At 67.9% G+C, this 18,038-nt stretch carries 13 protein-coding genes, 1 tRNA gene and 1 pseudogene; 6 read left to right on the top strand and 9 right to left on the bottom strand.

Annotated features, from left to right (window positions below):
* Positions 1-17 precede the first annotated feature (17 nt).
* Positions 18-941, top strand: coding sequence for an acetaldehyde dehydrogenase (acetylating) (locus QXH22_RS13105; RefSeq protein WP_306276032.1), 924 nt, complete (start codon positions 18-20; stop codon positions 939-941).
* Positions 938-1,945 carry a 4-hydroxy-2-oxovalerate aldolase gene (gene dmpG / locus QXH22_RS13100; RefSeq protein ID WP_306275828.1) on the top strand — a complete coding sequence of 336 codons (1,008 nt, stop codon included), beginning with the start codon at positions 938-940 and terminating at the stop codon, positions 1,943-1,945. The genes QXH22_RS13105 and dmpG overlap by 4 nt, the downstream gene beginning before the upstream one ends.
* On the opposite strand, the gene QXH22_RS13095 is transcribed toward dmpG, so the two are convergent.
* Positions 1,932-3,038, bottom strand: a complete 1,107-nt coding sequence (locus QXH22_RS13095) for an NDMA-dependent alcohol dehydrogenase (RefSeq protein ID WP_306275827.1) — start codon at positions 3,036-3,038, stop codon at positions 1,932-1,934. The two genes, dmpG and QXH22_RS13095, sit on opposite strands and share 14 nt — an antisense overlap.
* Before the next feature lie 79 nt (positions 3,039-3,117).
* Between QXH22_RS13095 and QXH22_RS13090 the strand changes: the two genes are divergently transcribed.
* Both QXH22_RS13090 and QXH22_RS13085 read left to right on the top strand, forming a co-directional pair.
* Complete coding sequence (locus tag QXH22_RS13090; protein WP_306275826.1) at positions 3,118-4,338, top strand: acyl-CoA dehydrogenase family protein; 1,221 nt, start codon at positions 3,118-3,120, stop codon at positions 4,336-4,338.
* A pseudogene (locus tag QXH22_RS13085) lies at positions 4,335-5,003 on the top strand (phosphotransferase family protein); the annotation flags it as partial. The gene QXH22_RS13090 and the pseudogene QXH22_RS13085, both read left to right, overlap by 4 nt.
* A gap of 53 nt (positions 5,004-5,056) precedes the next feature.
* Here QXH22_RS13085 and QXH22_RS13080 read toward each other — a convergent pair.
* The 4 genes from QXH22_RS13080 to QXH22_RS13065 all read right to left on the bottom strand — a co-directional run bounded on the left by QXH22_RS13080 (position 5,057) and on the right by QXH22_RS13065 (position 9,544).
* Complete coding sequence (locus QXH22_RS13080) at positions 5,057-6,316, bottom strand: adenylate/guanylate cyclase domain-containing protein (protein WP_306243647.1); 1,260 nt, start codon at positions 6,314-6,316, stop codon at positions 5,057-5,059.
* Between the two features lie 17 nt (positions 6,317-6,333).
* Positions 6,334-8,109, bottom strand: coding sequence for a selenocysteine-specific translation elongation factor (gene selB, locus QXH22_RS13075; protein ID WP_371934223.1), 1,776 nt, complete (start codon positions 8,107-8,109; stop codon positions 6,334-6,336).
* Between the two features lie 11 nt (positions 8,110-8,120).
* The gene (gene selA / locus QXH22_RS13070) at positions 8,121-9,428 is read right to left on the bottom strand and encodes an L-seryl-tRNA(Sec) selenium transferase (protein ID WP_306275824.1); all 1,308 of its coding nucleotides are present in this window, start codon (positions 9,426-9,428) and stop codon (positions 8,121-8,123) included.
* A 22-nt stretch (positions 9,429-9,450) separates the two neighbouring features.
* Positions 9,451-9,544 (bottom strand) — tRNA-Sec (locus QXH22_RS13065).
* A gap of 117 nt (positions 9,545-9,661) precedes the next feature.
* Here QXH22_RS13065 and selD point away from each other — a divergent pair.
* Entirely contained in the window at positions 9,662-10,633 is a 972-nt protein-coding gene (gene selD / locus QXH22_RS13060) for a selenide, water dikinase SelD (RefSeq protein WP_306243652.1), read from the top strand.
* A gap of 17 nt (positions 10,634-10,650) precedes the next feature.
* Here the strand turns inward: selD and nrfD are convergent, their stop codons facing one another.
* The 4 genes from nrfD to QXH22_RS13040 form a co-directional block, all read right to left on the bottom strand.
* A complete protein-coding gene (nrfD, locus tag QXH22_RS13055; protein ID WP_306275823.1) occupies positions 10,651-11,715 on the bottom strand; it encodes an NrfD/PsrC family molybdoenzyme membrane anchor subunit in 1,065 nt (354 codons plus the stop codon).
* On the bottom strand, positions 11,712-12,683 hold the full coding sequence (locus QXH22_RS13050; RefSeq protein WP_306243656.1) for a 4Fe-4S dicluster domain-containing protein: 972 nt from the start codon (positions 12,681-12,683) through the stop codon (positions 11,712-11,714). The genes nrfD and QXH22_RS13050 overlap by 4 nt, the downstream gene beginning before the upstream one ends.
* Entirely contained in the window at positions 12,683-15,955 is a 3,273-nt protein-coding gene (gene fdh, locus QXH22_RS13045; protein ID WP_306275822.1) for a formate dehydrogenase, read from the bottom strand. Before fdh ends, QXH22_RS13050 begins: the two co-directional genes overlap by 1 nt.
* A gap of 78 nt (positions 15,956-16,033) precedes the next feature.
* Positions 16,034-17,185, bottom strand: a complete 1,152-nt coding sequence (locus tag QXH22_RS13040) for a cytochrome P450 (RefSeq protein WP_306276031.1) — start codon at positions 17,183-17,185, stop codon at positions 16,034-16,036.
* 260 nt (positions 17,186-17,445) lie between these two features.
* Between QXH22_RS13040 and QXH22_RS13035 the strand changes: the two genes are divergently transcribed.
* Entirely contained in the window at positions 17,446-18,036 is a 591-nt protein-coding gene (locus QXH22_RS13035) for a TetR/AcrR family transcriptional regulator (RefSeq protein WP_306275821.1), read from the top strand.
* Positions 18,037-18,038: the final 2 nt, after the last annotated feature.

The following is an 18,038-nucleotide window of genomic DNA, read 5'->3' as shown; positions in this document are numbered from 1 at the left end:
CACAACATGACTGGCCGGTGGCCATCATCGGGTCGGGCAACATCGGCACCGACCTGATGATCAAGATCCTGCGCAGCGATGGTCCGCTTCGGGTCGCCGCGATGGTCGGCATCGACCCTGATTCCGACGGGTTGGCCCGCGCCCGCGGACTCGGTGTCCCTGTCACGGCCGGCGGCGTGGACGGGTTGTTGTCGATGCCGCACTTCGACGACGTCAGGCTGGTGTTCGATGCGACCTCGGCAGCCGCGCACCGGGCGAACTGGGCACTGCTACAACCGACCGGGGTGCGCATGCTCGACCTCACTCCGGCCGCCGTCGGCCCCTACTGCGTGCCCGTGGTCAACCTCGATGAACACCTGCATGTGAGCAACCTCAACATGGTGACCTGCGGCGGCCAGTCGACGGTGCCGGTCGTCGCGGCGGTCGCCGCCCACGGCGTCGTCTCCTACGCCGAGATCGTCTCCGCCATCTCGGCGAAGTCGGCGGGTCCAGGAACGCGCGCCGGTATCGACGAATTCATCGAAACCACCTCGGCCGCATTGACATCGGTGGGCGGCGCGGAACGCGGCAAGGCGGTCATCATCCTCAACCCCGCGGACCCACCGGTGCTGATGCGCAACACGGTCTACTGCCTGGTCGACGGGGACACCGACCACCGCGCGATCGAGGCGTCGATCGTCGAGATGGTGGCACGTGTCAGTGCCTACGTGCCCGGTTACCGGCTCACTCAGGGCGTGCAGTTCGAGACCTTCACCGCGGACAACCCGCTGCACATTCCCGAGACGGGCAAGTTCATTGGCACCCGGGTCACCACGATGCTCGAAGTCGCGGGGGCCGGGGATTACCTACCCTCCTACGCCGGCAATCTGGACATCATGACGTCGGCCGCGCAAGCCACCGCCGAACGGATCGCCCGCCACACGACCGGAGCCATCTCATGACCCAGCTCTACGTCAGCGACGTCACCCTGCGCGACGGGATGCATGCCGTCCGGCACCAGTACACGCTGCGGCAGGCCGTGACGATCGCCGGTGCGCTCGACGCTGCCGGCGTCGACTCGATCGAGGTGGCCCACGGCGACGGGCTGGGCGGCTCGAGCTGCGTGTACGGTTTCGGCGCACACACCGACCTGGAATGGATCGAGGCTGTCAGCTCGGTCGTCCGGCGCGCCAAGGTGGCGACGTTGGTGCTGCCCGGCATCGGCACCGTCCGTGATCTGAAGGACGCGCAGCGGGCCGGCGCGACCGTGGTGCGCGTCGCCACCCACTGCACGGAGGCCGACATCTCCGCCCGGCACATCGCGGCCGCGCGTGAGCTCGGCATGGATACCGCCGGGTTTCTGATGATGAGCCACCTGAGCACCCCCGCCGCACTCGCCGAGCAGGCCCGGCTGATGGAGAGCTACGGCGCCAGCTGCGTCTATGTCGTCGACTCCGGCGGCGCGATGACCATGCGTGACATCGCCGAACGAGTGGATGCGGTGCGCCAAAACCTCTTGGCCACAACGGAAATCGGCATTCACGCCCATCACAACCTGTCGTTGGGCGTGGCGAACTCGATTGCTGCCGTGGAACACGGGGCGTCCCGGGTCGACGCGTCATTGACGGGGATGGGTGCCGGGGCAGGCAATGCGCCGCTGGAAGTGTTCGTCGCCGCCGCGGACAAGCTGGGCTGGCTGCACGGTTGTGACCTGCACGCGCTGCAGGACGCGGCCGACGATCTGGTCCGGCCCCTGCAGGACCGCCCCGTGCGCGTCGACCGCGAAACGCTGACCCTCGGCTACGCCGGGGTCTATTCGAGCTTTCTGCGGCACGCCGAGAATGCGTCCGCCCGTTATGGCATCGACGCCCGGACGCTGTTGGAGGAGGCCGGCCGCCGCGGCATGATCGGCGGACAGGAGGACATGCTGGTGGACATCGCCCTGGACCTGGTCAGTGGACGATGACCCCCCGGATGTTCTTGCCGTCCCGTAGATCCTGATACCCCTGATTGACATCCTCGAGGCGGTACTTGGTCGTCACAAGCTCGTCGAGTTTGAGCTGCCCGGCGTCGTAGAGGCGCAGCAGGCGAACGATGTCGTACTGCGGGTTGGCCGAGCCGAACAGTGAGCCCCGGATGATCTTCTCGGTCAGGACCAGCATCCCGCCGGAGACATGGACGGTGGCCTTCGCGGGGTCGGCAAGGCCCACCACCACGACGCTGCCCCCCTTGCCCACGGCGTCGAACGCCGCCGAGATCACGTCTTCGTCGACAGTGCCGACGGTGACGATGGCCTGGTCCGCACCCTGGCCCCAGGACAGTTCGTTGATCTTCTCCGCGGCCGCCGCCGCATTCTCGAAGGCGTGCGTCGCACCGAACTTCATTGCGGTGTCACGTTTGAACGTTATCGGGTCGACCACCACGATGTACTTGGCCCCGGCGTGCAGGGCGCCCTGGACCGCGTTGATGCCGATGCCGCCGATGCCGTAGATCACGGTGATGTCGCCGGGCCGGACATTGCCGGCGTAGGCGGCACTGCCCCACCCCGTCGGCACCCCGCAGCCGACCAGCACCGCCGTCTCCAGCGGCAGCCAGTCATCGATCTTGACCACCGAATGCTGCGAGATCGTCGCCTTCTTGGCGAAGGTGCCCAGCAGGCACATCGCGCCGAAATCCGTTCCGCCGCTGTGGAAACGGAACGATCCGTCCGGCATGCAGCCCTCCAGGATGGTCGCGCCCATATCGCACAGACTCTGCCTGCCGGTCGAGCAGTACCGGCAGTGGCCGCAGCTGGGGATGAAACTGCAGACGACGTGGTCACCGGGCTTCACCTTCGTCACGCCCGGCCCGACGTCCTCGATGATCCCGGCGCCCTCATGGCCGCCGACGATCGGGAAGCGCGGCGGCAGGTCACCGTCGGTGAGGTGCAGGTCGGAGTGGCACAGCCCGGCGGCCGTGTAGTCGATCAGGACTTCACCCTCTTTGGGGCCGTCCAGGTCCAGTTCCATCAGTTCGAATGGCCGGCCCGCTTCGATGAGGACCGCGGCTGTTGTCTTCATCCGTCGACGTTAACGCCCGAAGTGCATGGTTGGCGATGCCGCGAACGGGTTGGCCGAGTCCGTGGTGTAGACCACTGGTATGGCCCTGTTTGATATTTCCGAGCGCGCCCAGCAGTACCAGTCGGACCTGCTCGAATTCATGGATTCGCACGTCTACCCGGCTGAAGCCGTTTACGACGAGCAGATGCGGGAGGCCGGCGACCCGCACTTCCACCCGCCGATCCTGGAGGACCTGAAGGCCGAGGCGCGAAAGCGTGGGCTGTGGAACCTCTTTCACCCACACCCCGAGTGGGGCCCGGGACTGACCAACCTCGAGTACGCACCGCTGGCCGAGATCATGGGCCGCAGCCACCTCGCCTCCGAGGCCTGCAACTGCAGTGCCCCGGACACCGGCAACATGGAGGTGCTGACGCTGTTCGGCACCGACGAGCACAAGGAGCGCTACCTCAAGCCGCTCCTGGACGGCACGATCCGGTCGGCGTTCGCCATGACCGAGCCGGCGGTGGCGAGCTCCGATGCCACCAACGTCGAGATGTCGATGGTGCGCGACGGCGAAGACTACATCCTCAATGGACGAAAATGGTTTGCCTCCAACGGAATGCACCGCAACTGCAAGGTGCTGATCGTGATGGGCAAGACCGATCCGGAGGCAGCTCCGCACCGCCAGCAGTCGATGATGGTGGTGCCGATCGACGCACCGGGCATCACGGTCCGCCGCAATCTTTCGGTCTTCGGCTACCAGGACCGCGAGGGCCACGCGGAGATCGACTTCCAGGACGTGCGGGTGCCGTCGAAAGACGTGCTCAAGGGCGAAGGCGAAGGTTTCGCGATCAGCCAGGCCCGGCTGGGCCCGGGCCGCATCCACCACTGCATGCGCGCCATCGGGATGTCCGAACGCGCGCTGGAGCTGCTGTGCCGGCGAGCGGAGTCGCGGGTCACCTTCGGCAAGCCGATCAGCGCCAACGCCAACATCCGCGACTGGATCGCCGAGTCCCGCATCGACATCGAAATGATCCGGCTGCTCACCATGAAGGCCGCGTACCTGATGGACACGGTCGGCAACAAGGCAGCCCGCACGGAGATCGCAGCCATCAAGGTCGCGGCGCCGAACATCGCGCTCAAGATCGTCGACCGCGCCATTCAGGTACACGGCGGCGGTGGTGTCACCGACGACTTCCCGCTGGCCATGGCGTGGGCACACCTGCGCACCCTGCGCCTGGCCGACGGTCCCGACGAGGTACACAAACGAGCCATCGCCAGCCAGGAACTGCGCAAGTACCGGGAAGCCACTCCGAAGTGACGGTGGTCGGCCTGGACCCGGACGCGGTGGCACGCTGGCTCACCTCGCTGCGGATCGAATTCCAGGCGCCGCTGCAGTTTCAGCGGATCGGGCTGGGGCAGTCGAATCTGACGTACCGGGTCAGCGACGCGGCGGGACGCGCGTGGGTGTTGCGCCGCCCGCCGCTGGGGCATCTGCTGGCCTCGGCACATGACGTGCTCCGGGAAGCGCGCATCATCGCCGCGTTGGCCGACACCCCGGTTCCGGTGCCGCAAATCATCGCGACCACAACGGATTCAGAGTTCAGCGACGTACCGCTGGTGTTGATGGAGTTCGTCGACGGGCTGGTAGTCGACACGATGAGCGTCGCCGAGGCGCTGACACCACAGCAGCGCCGCCGGATCGCCGTGGACCTGCCGCACACCCTGGCCAAGATCCACGCCGTCGACCTCGACGAGGTGGAGCTGGCAGACCTGGCCAGCCACAAGCCCTATGCCCAGCGACAGCTCAAACGCTGGGCGGGACAATGGGAGTTGTCGAAAACGCGCGAACTGCCCGACCTCGACGACCTCACCCGCCGGCTTGCTGCCGCCGCGCCCGAGCAGCGCGAAGTCAGCCTGGTGCACGGCGACTTTCACCTGCGCAACCTGATCACGTCACCCGAGACCGGTCAGATCGTGGCAGCCTGGATCGACGCCCGGGTGCAGAAGGCCCGCGAAATCGCCGACGCAGCAGGGTTTTAAGCCGACCGCGGGATTCTGCCGACGAGGTACCAGGTGTGCATCACGCCTTTGCCCTTGACCTGGATGTCACCTCGCTCCTCAAAGAGGAAGCCGTCCTTGAGCCGGTCATACACGTCCTGGGGCACCTGGATCCGGCCCTCGACGTCGGTGGTCTCCATCCTGGCCGCGACGTTGACGGCATCGCCCCACACGTCATAGAAGAACTTGCGCGCTCCCACCACACCGGCGACCACGGGACCGGCCGCCAGGCCGATTCGCAGCGGAACCGCGCGCCCCTGCGGATCTTTCAGGCCGGCAACGGCATCGGCCATGTCGAGCGCCAACCGCGCCAGCGCCTCGAGGTGGTCCGGGCGGGGGTCGGGCACACCGCTGACCACCATGTAGGAATCGCCACTGGTCTTGATCTTCTCCAGGCCGTGCCGGTCCACCAGCGCATCGAGCTGGGTGTAGAGCTGGTCCAGAAACCGGACCAGCTCGGTGGGTGCGGTGTCGCTGGCCCGACTCGTGAATCCGGCGATGTCGGCGAACAGCACGGAGGCGTCATCGTACTTGTCGGCGATGACCGATCGGGACGGATCCTTCAATCGCTCAGCGATTTTCGTGGGAAGTATGTTGGCGAGCAACGACTCGGACCGGTGGTATTCCGCCTCGATCACCCGTTCGGCACGGGTGATTTCGCGCAGCGCCGACCATACGATCGCCATCACCATGAGCCACGATGTGGCCACGGAGACCACGTAGCCGAAGGCATAGGCCCAATCGGGTTGCACGCCTGTCTTTTCGGGCACCGTCATCTGCAACACCACCGTCAGCACCGCACCTACCGCGGCCATCACCGAGGCCAGCACGATGTGGTCGATGCCGAGGACGAGCAGGACGATCGTTGCACCCACCAGGTAGTAGAACTGGATGCCGGCGCCGGTGCCGATGCGCAAACATAGGACGGTGATCAACACGTATGCCGCGATGATGAAAACCATTGGGGCGAGCAGAACCCCGTAGCGGTACAGCAGCGGGATCGCCAGATAGACGACCGTGCTGACGGCGCTGAGCGCGGCGATGGACATGCCCTCATGTCCGACGAAGATGGCGAGCAGGGTGTAGAAGGCACTGACGATGGCGCCGATCCGGGTGGACCGGACCAGGACCCGCTTTTGGCGGGTAACGCTTTTGGGATAGGTGACATTGCGTGGCGGGAGGCGGCGGCGCCGACTCGTGACCGGCACCGCTGCCGCTGAACGCGCTTCGAGCGCCATGGGTGCAGAATAGCTTGCTAGCGCACGACTTCGCGGTGTCCGGCATCGAGCCGACGGGTCCAGCCGCGCGCGTCGAGATGCTCGAGCAGTGGGATCGCGACCCGCCTGGTCGTGTTGAGCGCCTGGCGCGCTTGGCTTGTGGTGAAAGGCTGGTCGAGCGCTGCCAGCGCACGCATCGCCAGCGCGGGCGCACTCGGCAGCAGCACGACGCCGTCGCGCAGCCGCAACAGCCGCCCGGCACGTTCGGCGGCGGCCAGTTCGCGGGTGTCGAGTTTGAGCGCCTGCAATTCGTAGGCCTCGGGAGCGCGGAACGGCTCTGCCCGCAACCTCGCCTCCAGCTCGCTCACCGACGCTTCGGCGTGGCCCAGATCGGGCCGTGCTCCGGGTGGCCGCACGTGGCCGCCCTGCTGCTCCAGCCCGGCGGCACGGGCCACGCCATCCAGCAGCGTCTCGTCGGGCAGCGCCAGCAGATCGCGCGCGGCGCCCCGAGATAAACCTTCAGACAACGGATCTCGCGCGTACAGCTCTTCGACCGCGGCCCGCAGCCGCTGCTGCCATGCCTGGTGCGCCGGGGAGTGCACCCACCAGTCGCCGAAAACCAGCACCTGCGCCGGTACGGTGGCCGGTAGCAACCCCAGCCGGCGCAGGTGACTTTCCCCCACCGCGCCGCGGCGCGCCACTTCAGCCTCGACGTCACCGCCGGCTTCCGAGAGGGCCAGCACCGCCGCCCGTCGTCCGCTGTCGCCGCGCCGGCGCAGGGCTGGTGGTTCGGCGTCGAGCACCTCGGCGCCGCCGACGATCCGCACGCTGCCCGGATCGCGTAACACCAGCCGGTCACCGAGCACCAACGGCAGCCGCCGGTCGAGGGTGAGCCGACCGTGATCGTCGTCGAAGGGCCGCAGCCGCACCGGCACGGCCGCGGTGCCGACATGCGCGACGAGGTGTGCCGGCGCGTCGGTCCACGGACCGCCGGAGGTCCGTCGCACGTCGAGCAGCCGGGTGCTCGGCCACGCGTCGGGGGTGACCAGCGCGTCGCCGCGTCGGACGGCGTCGCGGGGCAGGCCGCGCAGGTTGAGCGCCACCCGCGCGACCGGTCCCAGCGCCGGGTACGGCTGCCCGCAGCTCTGCAGGCCGCGGATTGTCACCGGCCGGTTGTCCGGCGCGCCCAGCAGCTCCAGCCGGTCATCGACGGCCAGCGTCCCGGCGGGCAGCGTTCCGGTGACCACCGTGCCGGCGCCGGTGATGGTGAAGGAGCGGTCCACCCACAGTCGCACCCGCGCTGTGGTCTCGGGTGGCGGCACCCGGGCCAGCACGTCGTCCAGAGCAGCGCGCAACTCGGTGAGCCCGGTCCCCTCGACAGCCGACACCATGACGCCCGGGGCACCACCGAGGCCGGTGTCGGCCAACTCGGTCCGGGCCTGCGCGAGCACACCGGCACCGCGTTCCGGCGCCCGGTCGGCGCGGGTGACCACGATGAGGCCATGCCGAATGCCCAGTGCCGCAACGGCATCGCGATGATCGTCGGACTGCGCCTGCCAGCCTTCGTCGGCGGCGACGACGAAGCACACCACCGGCACCGGACCGAGGCCGGCCAGCGTGTTGCCCAGGAACCGCTGGTGGCCCGGGACGTCGACGAACGCGACCCTGCGACCGGACGGCAGCGTGGTCCATGCGAATCCGAGGTCGATGGTCAGGCCGCGGCGGCGTTCCTCTTCCCAGCGGTCGGGTTGCATGCCGGTGAGCGCCTGGATGAGCGTGCTCTTGCCGTGGTCGACGTGGCCGGCGGTAGCCACCACGTGGGTGCTCAGAGCTGCCCGCCCAGCGCCGTGCGCACCGCGGCCAGCAGGTGGTCATCGTCATCCTCGGGAATGCAGCGCAGGTCCAGCAGGCAGGCCCCGTCGTGCACCCGGGGCAGCACCGCGGGCTCTCCGCCTCTCAGCGCTGCCGCCGCGGACTCGGGCAGGCGGACCGCCCAGCCGGGTAGCGGCACGCCGGGGGCGCCCCCGCCGCCGACCCGCCCGTCGTGCGCGACGACGGTCGCGCCCACCGCCTGCGCGAGTCGTTCCGCGCGGGCACGCAGCCGGTCGGGTTTGGCGTGCAGCGCCGCGGTCACCGGTGAACTGCCCGCGCACACCGTCGCCTCGAGTGCGGCCAGGGTCAGCTTGTCGGCGCGGACCGCTCGGGCCAGTGGATGCCGCGCCAGCGTGGTGATCAGCTCGGCACTGCCGAGGATGATGCCGGCCTGGGGTCCGCCGAGCAGTTTGTCGCCGCTGGCGATGACCAGGTCAGCGCCCTCGGTCAGCGCGGTGGCGGCATCGGGCTCGTCGGGCAGCAGCGCGTCAGGCTCGAACAATCCACTGCCCAGGTCGGCGATCAGCGGGATGTTGCCGGCCTTGGTGACGGACGCGAGTTCGGCGAGTGTTGCGGCGGCGGTGAAGCCCTCTACCCGGAAGTTGCTCTGGTGCACCTTGAGCACGCAGCCGGTGTCCGGGCCTAGTGCCGCCTGGTAATCCTTCAGATGGGTGCGGTTGGTGGCGCCGACCTCCCGCAGCCGTGCGCCGGTCGAGGCGATCAGGTCGGGCAACCGGAAACCGGCGCCGATCTCGATCAGCTCGCCGCGGCTGATGATGACTTCCCTGCCGGCGGCCAGCGCGGTGGTCGTCAAGACCAGCGCGGCGGCGCCGTTGTTGACGACGAGGGCGTCCTCGGCGGCGGGGCAGGCATCGAGCAGCGCTTGCCGGACCGCGACGCCGCGCTTGGAGCGGGCGCCGGTGGCGAGGTCGAGTTCGACGTCGACGTAGCCGCTGGCCGCTATCAGCGCCTCGACCGCCCCCGCGCCGAGCGGGGCGCGGCCGAGATTGGTGTGCACGACGACGCCGGTGGCGTTGAGCACCGGGCGCAGCGAGGTGGTGGCCTCAGCGGCCAAGGCCCCTTCGACCGCTTCCGGCACCCGGTCCGGCGGCAGTTCACCGTGTCGCGCCCGGTTTTGGATCTCGCGGATCTTCTCGCGGATAACCTTGTCGCCCAACCTTTTACGTTGCTCTCGCACAGCCGGGCGGGCCAGCAACTGATCCGTGCGGGGAATCAGCCGTCGCGGGTCGACCTGCGTCACGTGACCTCTCTCGGTGGAATACGCGGAGGCGGACGGGAATCGAACCCGCCAGACCGAGATGCTCGATCTCACCGGTTTTGAAGACCGGGGGGACCACCAGGAACCCAAACGCCTCCATGGGTAAACGTACCCGTGCCACCCTTGCCAACGGTCCACGAGCGTGCGGCGGGCCGCACACTCGGCTACCAGCGTGCGGCTGGCCGCACATTCGTCGGTCTCCGTAGGCTCGGGCCATGACCCGGCTTACCGGCTACGCGCACGGCGGCGGTTGCGCCTGCAAGATCCCACCCGGCGAACTCGAAGAAGCGGTGCGCGGGCTCACCGGCCAGGCGGGGCCTGATGTCCTGGTGGGCCTCGACGACGGTGACGACGCCGCCGCGGTGCGGGTCGGCGATCTCGCGGTGCTGTCGACCGCGGACTTCTTCACGCCGGTCGTCGACGACGCCTTCGACTGGGGGCGCATCGCCGCCGCCAACGCGCTGTCCGACATCTACGCCATGGGCGGACGCCCGGTGGTCGCTATCAACCTGGTCGGCTGGCCGCGGGACGTGCTGCCGCTGGAGCTGATGACCGAAGTACTGCGGGGCGGTCTGGCGGTGGCCTCCGAGGCGGGTTGCCCGGTGATCGGCGGCCATTCCATCGACGACCCGGAACCCAAATACGGGATGGCGGTCACCGGCGTGGCCGACCCGGCACGGTTGCTCCGCAACGACGCCGCCAAACCGGGTTTGCCGCTCACCCTCACCAAGCCGCTCGGCGTGGGCCTGCTCAACAACCGTCACAAGCAGACCGGTGAGATCTGTCGGGAGGCGATCGACGTCATGACCCGCCTGAACCGCGACGCATCAGAGGCAGCTTTGACAGCCGGTGCCGAGGCGGCCACCGACGTGACTGGTTTCGGCCTGCTGGGGCACCTGCACAAGATGTGCCGCGCCTCGGGAGTGGGAGCGGTCATCGACCGCGCCGCGGTGCCGGTGCTCGAGGCGGCCCGCGCGGCCCTCGGAGATGGTTTCGTCTCCGGCGGCACCCGCCGCAATCTCGACTGGGTGCAACCCCACCTCGAATTCGCCAGCGGGGTAACCGAAGACGACCTGTTGTTGCTGGCCGACGCCCAGACCTCCGGCGGGCTGCTGGTGGTCGGTGAGCTACCCGGCTATCCCGTTATCGGCCACACCGTGGCGGGCAGCGGCATCGAGGTTCGTTAACCCGGCTTCAACCAGCTTCAACCAACAGTCGTTATCGAGTCGTCGGTGATACCGGCCGCCCGGCGCGCGGCCAGCCGGCGCTTCTGCGGCTCGATCGTGTAGCGCGGATCGCGCGCGGACTCCTTGCCCGCTTCGAAGAAGCCGAACCGCAGCATCGCCGACGCCGTCAGCAGCGCCGCGCCCGACAGGGCGGCGACATCGCGGCGACCCCCGCCCAGCAGCGCGCCCAAACCACCTGCGGCGGCTAATATTTCGCTCCAATGCAGCAACTTGCCGGGAGTCCCGTGATGCAATGGTTCTCGGGTCACCGGGTCCATCCGGTATTCGGTGACCCGCGCGGAGATGAGATCGCTGACGGCGCCCATGACGGCCAGTTTGCGGGCAGGACCGGCCTCGGCGACCGGGGTGGTGATCATCGCCAGGCCCGATGCCGCCAGGCTCGCCGAACTCACGAACACGAACGGCAGGTCTTTGTACGCGGCGTTCCAGGTCGGAGTTGCGGTGTCGGACAACAACACCGCGGTGTACACCGCCAGCGGCGGGGCGAACAGTGCGGCCTCCAGGCCGGCCGGTCCCTCCACGGCACGCAACACGGGCCGCAACGGACCGAGTGGCAGCCGCTCACCGGTCATCCGGTCCACCTCGGACGCCGCGGCCACGCCGATGCCCGCGCTGAAGAAGCTGAGGATCCACGAGCCGACGCTCATCGGCGAGGTCAGCTTGAAGGTGCGCAGCATGTTGACGAAACGCTCGGGGCGGCCCAGATCCTTGACCAGCGCGACCCCGCCCAGCAGGACGGCGGTCAAAGCGGCCAGTCTGGTGTTGCGGCGCAATAGTTTTCGCCCGGTCAGCTGGGCACCGGCGGCCAACAGGCCGGACCCTCCGGCGACGCCGCCCAGGAACAGATAGGCGCCGACCTCGTGTCCCCAGGGCGCCGGCTTGACCACGGGACGTCCGTAGTACGAAGAGAATTCGGCGTCGGGCACCATGATCGACTCGTCACGGCGGCGGCGCTTGCCGTCGCCCCGCCGGCGCTTGCCGCCCGACGGTGGCCGCAGGCTGTCGTACTCCGACGTGCTCATCGGGATCGCCAAAATGCCAGTGCCCCAGCGGCGAACATTCCCGCGGCGGCAACTCCGGCCCGCTTGAACATCTGCATCAGGTCGGCGGTCGGCACCCGCGGGTCGGGCGGCAGGCCGTACACCTCGGGCTCATCGAGGATCAGGAAGACCGAACCGGTGCCGCCGACGCCGTCGTGCTCGTTGACGCCGTAGAGGCGGGCCTCGGTGAGCCCCTGGGCGTGCAGCTCGGCGACTCGGGCGCGAGCTTTCGCGACCAGGTCGTCGTGATCGCCGAACTTGATCGACGTCGTCGGGCAGGTCTGAGCGCAGGCCGGGGTCTGGTCCTCGAGCAGCCGGTCGTAGCAGAGCGTGCATTTCTGGGCCACCCCGGTGACGAACGTGTGTTCCGGGCGGTCGGAGCGGTTGGCCGGGGTGGCGTAGGTGCCGTCGCTGCGGCGTTCGACGACGCCGAACGGGCACCCGGCCACGCAGGTGCCGCACCCGTTGCAGACGTCGTCCTGCACGACGACGGTGCCGAACTCGGTGCGGAACAGCGCGCCCGTCGGACAGACGTCGAGGCAGCCGGCGTGGGTGCAGTGCTTGCACACGTCCGAGGCCATCAACCAGCGGAACTCGGGCGTGTCTGGCGGGCTGGTGTCGACGGGGGCGGGGGCGCCGGCCACGGACGGCATGCCCAGATTCACCAGGGCACGCCCGGATTCGCGGGCCTCTTCGATGCGGCCACGGTCCTGCTCGATGAATGCGACATGCCGCCAGGTGCTGGCGCCCAGCTGGCCGGTGTTGTCGTAGGACGAGCCGAGAATCTCCAGGTCACCGTCACGCGGGTTGCGGTTCCACTCCTTGCAGGCCACCTCGCACGCCTTACAGCCGATGCAGATGGAGGTGTCGGTGAAGAACCCTTTGCGCGGCTTGGAGTTCGACCATCCCGCGTCCTCGGCAGGACCGGTCGATTCGACCAGCTGCGCCATCAGCCCTCCCGTTGCGGATTGGTCACCCGGATATTGTCCGTCTCGACGGTTACCCCCGCACGCGACTGATATTCCTCGATGAGGCGCAGCAGCGCTTCACCCTGAGGGCGACGGCCCGGGCGGATGTCGCACGAGCCTGCTTTGGACTCCTGGATCTGCACGTTCGGGTCCAGGGCCACCCCGAGCAGATCGTTGGCGGCGTCGCCGCTCACCACGGCATCAGAGCCCACGCCCCAGTGATACGGCAGACCGATCTGGTGGATCGTGTGCCCGCCGATCACCAGCGGCCGCATCCGTTCGGTGACGAGCACCTTGGCCTCGATCGCCGCCCTCGGCGACACGATCGTCGCCCAGCCGTAGGGCTGCAGGCCGCGTTCGGCGGCCAGCTCCGGTGACACTTCGCAGAACATCTCCGGCTGCAGCTCGGCCAGGTAGGGCAGCCAGCGGCTCATCCCGCCCGCGGTGTGGTGTTCGGTGAGCCGGTAGGTGGTGAACACGTAGGGATACACGTCCCCGCCCGGGTCACCTGCACTCGGCGCCCACAGATTGTCTTTGCGCGGGAACATGATTCGCGACGGGTTCTGCTGCTGCGGGTACAGCGCGTTAGCCACCGGCGATTCCTGCGGCTCGTAGTGAGTGGGCAGCGGGCCGTCCACGAGACCTTTGGGTGCGAACAGCCAGGCCTTGCCGTCGGCCTGCATGATGAACGGGTCGTCACCGGCCAGCGCGTCCGGTCCGCCGACGTCCGGAGCCGGCCGCGCATGCGGGTCGCGGTCGACGGGGAAGTCCGGCACATCGTTCCCGACCCAGCGTTGCTGCTGGGCGTCCCACCAGATGTAGCGCTTGCGCTCGCTCCACGGGTTGCCGTCCGGATCGGCCGAGGCGCGGTTGTACAGAATGCGGCGGTCGGCCGGCCACGCCCAGCCCCATTCCGACTGGCTCGGGCTCGGGCCACCTTGGGGTGCCCGGCGGGCGGCCAGGTTGACCCCCTCGGCGTACACCCCCGAATAGATCCAGCATCCGCAGGACGTCGATCCGTCGGCACCCAGCTCGGTGTAACCCGCCACCGGCTGACCCGCCTTCGGTCCGGTCAGGTAGCGGCCACTGATCTCGGCCAGCACCGCGGTGGCGTCCGGTTCGCCGTTCTCGTCGGTGGGATAGTCCCAGGTCAAGTCCAACAGCGGCCGATCGCGCTCGTCCGTCGACCCGGCCAGGCGTTGCCTGATGCGCTTGCCCAGTTCGATGAAGAACTGCAGCTCGCTCTGGCAGTCACCGGGAGGCTGGACCGCCTGATGCCGCCACTGCACCAACCGTTGCGTCTGGGTGAAAGAGCCGGCCTTCTCGACGTGGGTGGCTGCCGGGAAGAAGAACACCTCGGTGTCAATCTCTTCGGTTTTGAGCTCACCGGAGGCGATCTCGGGCCCGTCCTTCCAGAAGGTGGCCGACTCGATCATGTTGAGATCGCGGACCACCAGCCACTTCAGGTGCGACATGCCCATCCGCTGCATGCGGCCGTGTGCCGAGCCGACCGCCGGGTTCTGCCCGAGCAGGAAGTAGCCGTCGACCTCGTCCTCGAGCATCGACATCACCGTCTGGTACGTGCCGTGCGGACCGGACAACCGCGGCAGGTAGTCGAACGCCCAGTCGTTGTCCTCGCGGGCCGCCTCACCCCACCACGCCTTGAGCAGGCTGATCAGGTAGGCGTCCGCGTCGGCCCAGAAACCCTTCTGGTTCTTCGGTCCGACCGCGTCGATGTACTCACCGAAGGTGTCGTGCACGCCGGCCTTCGGCATCGACAGGTAACCGGGCAGCAGGTTGAACAGCGTGGGGATGTCAGTGGAGCCTTGGATGGTGGCGTGGCCCCGCAGCGCCATGATGCCGCCGCCCGGGCGTCCGACGTTGCCCAGCAACAGCTGCAGAATCGTTGCGGTGCGAATGAATTGGGCTCCGAGCGTGTGCTGGGTCCAGCCCACGGCGTAAGCGAAGCAGGTGGTGCGCTCGCGGCCGGAGTTCTCGGTGACGGCGCGGGCCAGGTAGTCGAAGTCCTCGACACTGATGCCGCAGACGTCGCGCACCATCTCCGGCGTGTAGCGCGCGTAGTGCCGCTTCACGATCTGGAACACCGAACGCGGGTGCTGCAGCGTCTCGTCCCGTTGCACGCGGGCATGCGGCAACGGCGGACCGCCGCTGCCGTGCGCGTCTCCGGCGGCGCGGGCGGCGGCGCTGGCCCCATGTTCCGGGTCGGGCTCGTCCTCCTGGCCCGCGTAGGCCCAAGTGGTGGTGTCGTACTGACCGGTCTCCGGGTCGAAGCCGGAGAACAGCCCGCCCAGATCCTCACTGTCCCGATAGTTTTCGTTGATCAGGGTGGCCGCGTTGGTGTAGGCCAGCACGTACTCCTTGAACCAGAGGTCGTTGGCGATCACGTAATTGATCAACGCGCCCAGCAGCACCACGTCGGAGCCGGCCCGGATCGGAATGTGCTTGTTGGACACCGCCGAGGTGCGGGTAAAGCGCGGATCGACGTGAATCAGCTTGGCGCCGCGCGCTTTAGCCTCTTCCACCCACTGGAACCCGACCGGGTGGCACTCGGCCATGTTGGAGCCCTGGATGACAATGCAGTCCGCATTGGCCATGTCTTGCAGTGATTGGGTGGCGCCGCCGCGCCCGAAGGAGGTTCCCAGACCGGGAACCGTGGCGGAGTGTCAAATACGGGCTTGGTTCTCGATCTGGATGGCGCCCGCGGCGGTGAAGAGCTTCTTGATGACGTAGTTCTCTTCGTTGTCCAGCGTGGCGCCGCCGAGCGCGGCGATCTTCATCGTGCGCCGCAGCGGGTGACCGTGCTTGTCGATGTCCTGCCAGGCGTGCCGGCGGGCCTCGACGAACCGGTCGGCCACCATGTCGATGGCCCGGTCGAGCTCCAGCGGCTCCCAGTCAGTGGCGCGGGGCGCCCGGTAGAGAACCTTGACCTGCCGGCCCGGGTTGTTGACGAGTTGCTCGCTGGCCGAGCCTTTGGGGCACAGCCGGCCACGCGATATCGGCGAATCGGGGTCGCCCTCGATCTGCACGACCTTCTCGTCCTTGACGTAAACCTTCTGCCCGCAGCCCACCGCGCAGTAGGGACAGACGCTCTGCACCACCCGGTCTGCGGTGGTGGTGCGCGGGGTGATGGCGCGGGTGTGTTTGGAGGTCACCGCGGGACCACGGCCGAGCGCGTCTCCCGAGCGCAGCTGCCGGACGACGGGCCATTCCAGGAAAAGTCGGGTGAGTCCCATGGTCACAACAGTAGTGCGAGCGGAAGCGCTCGGTCGCGCCACAGAGCAACTGTGCGCGTTTCGGCTTCGGGACGCGAGTTACCGCACCGCCAATTCCAGGCGGTCGAGACGTCGCACCAGGATGCTGGGCAACCACTCGCCGACGTCCGCCGCGTCGATCCAGGAGGTGCGCTCCAGCAGCATTCGGAGCACGATCTGGGCCTCCAGTCGGGCGAGCGCCGCACCAATGCAGAAGTGCGCGCCTTTGCCGAAGGCGACATGCCCTCGGGCGCCGCTGCGGTCCAGGCGAAAATCGTTCGGTGCGTCGAAATGTTGCGGATCCCGATTGGCCGCCCCCCACAGCAATAGCAAATGGGAGTTCTTCGGAAGCGCGACGCCACCCAGGGTCGTGTCGCGCCACACGTGTCGGTAGTGACCGCGAAACGGCGGCTCAAAGCGCAGCGTCTCTTCGATGACCACGTTCAACAATTCGGGACGCTCACGCACCCGCTGCTGGATCTCGGGCCGGTCGGCGAGGATCCAGGTGGCGCTCCCCAATAGAGAGGCGGTCGATTCGCCCGCGGCGCTGAACAGCGTGAGCATGATGCCCATCGCCACGGCCTGGTTCACCTCACCGGCGGCATACCGTGCTGCCATGTCTTGAATAAGGCCGAAATCCGGCGTGTTGCTGGGTTTTTCGAAGTGTTCAAGAACGTAGCCGGCAAGTTCGAAGGCCGCGGCGCCGGCCGCTTCCAGTTGGACCTGCGTCACGACGCCGTCGAGCAGCGTTGTGGTAGCGAAGCCGAGCCGGATCAACTTCTCCACGTCGGCAGCCGGCAGACCGAGCAGCTTGGCGACGACCATCATCGGCAGCCGGTTCGCCATCGCGGTCATCCACTCAATCCGCCCGTCGCGCAGCGCCTCGTCCCACAGGCGTTCCGCGGTTTGCGCGGCGAACTGCTCGATGATGCGGACGCGCTTGGCAGAAAGGTGTGGCAGCAATATTTTTCGGTGCACGGCGTGTGCCGGATCGTCCGCGGTGGCCAGCGCGTGGTCGGGACTACCGGCCTCGATCATCTGGAACGGGGTGACCGTTCCGTCCTGCTGATAGACCATGGTCGCGGTGAGATTAGAGGAGAAGTCCTCGACCCGATTGACGGCGTCGATCAGCGCATCCCAGCCGAACACGGCATAGAACTCGGAGTCGCCGATGCGGTGCACCGGGGATTGTGCGCGCATCCGGTCGTACATCGGGTAGGGGTCCTGCAGCGTTTCGGCGCCGAAGAAATCAACCGGATCGGCCGGGGAGGTCACAGGGTTCAGGCTGAATGCCGTCTCACCGCGGGGTCAATAGTCGGCGAGGAAGTTGAGGAGCCGGCTGTAGCTCAGCCGGCGCCGACCGAGTCGGTTACGGGTCACGACCAGCTGTCTACGATGAGACGGTCGGGGCTATTAGTCTCAACGTGCGAAAATCAGCGGAAGATTTTTCACCATGTCCGGAAGAGGCCGACATGCCACACCACGATTGGTTGTTGGATCGCAATCGCCATGAAGAAGCCGCCGATCGCATTTACGCCGGCGCCGCCGACCTGATCTCCACCATCGGCTACGAGGCCTTCACCATTGAGGCCCTGGCCGAGCGCGTGCACTGTTCGCCCGCAACGATCTATCGGCGCGCCGGCGGTAAAACGGCCATCCGGGAAGCCGTCGTCCGCATCCACGCCAACCGCATACTCGAGACGGTGCGCCTGGCCATCAAGGACCTCACCGGCCCGGGGCGGGTCGTCACCGCGACCATCGTTGCCCTGCAATGCATGCGTGCCGACCCCCTGGTTCACGTCATGCAGTCGATGAACCTGGGGCCCGGTAGTGAATGGCTGACCAAATCGCCTGTCGTCATCGGCTTCGCCGCTGAAATGCTCGGGGAGAACGACCTTGACCCCATGGCAGCGCAATGGCTTATCCGCGTCTTCCTGGCTCTGTGGTGCTGGCCGCTCGACGGGTCTGCTGCCGAACGCGCCATCGTCGAACGCTTTCTCGGAGCGTCCGTTGCAAACGCGGTCCCCTCGAGGGGCCGCAAGTCGCCTGTCGCGGTGGACTGAAA

Origin of the sequence: Mycobacterium sp. TY814 (assembly GCF_030755175.1) — a bacterium.
Lineage (GTDB): Bacteria > Actinomycetota > Actinomycetes > Mycobacteriales > Mycobacteriaceae > Mycobacterium.
The sequence above is the reverse complement of the archived record's forward strand: the minus strand, read 5'-3'. Positions and strand labels throughout refer to the sequence as shown.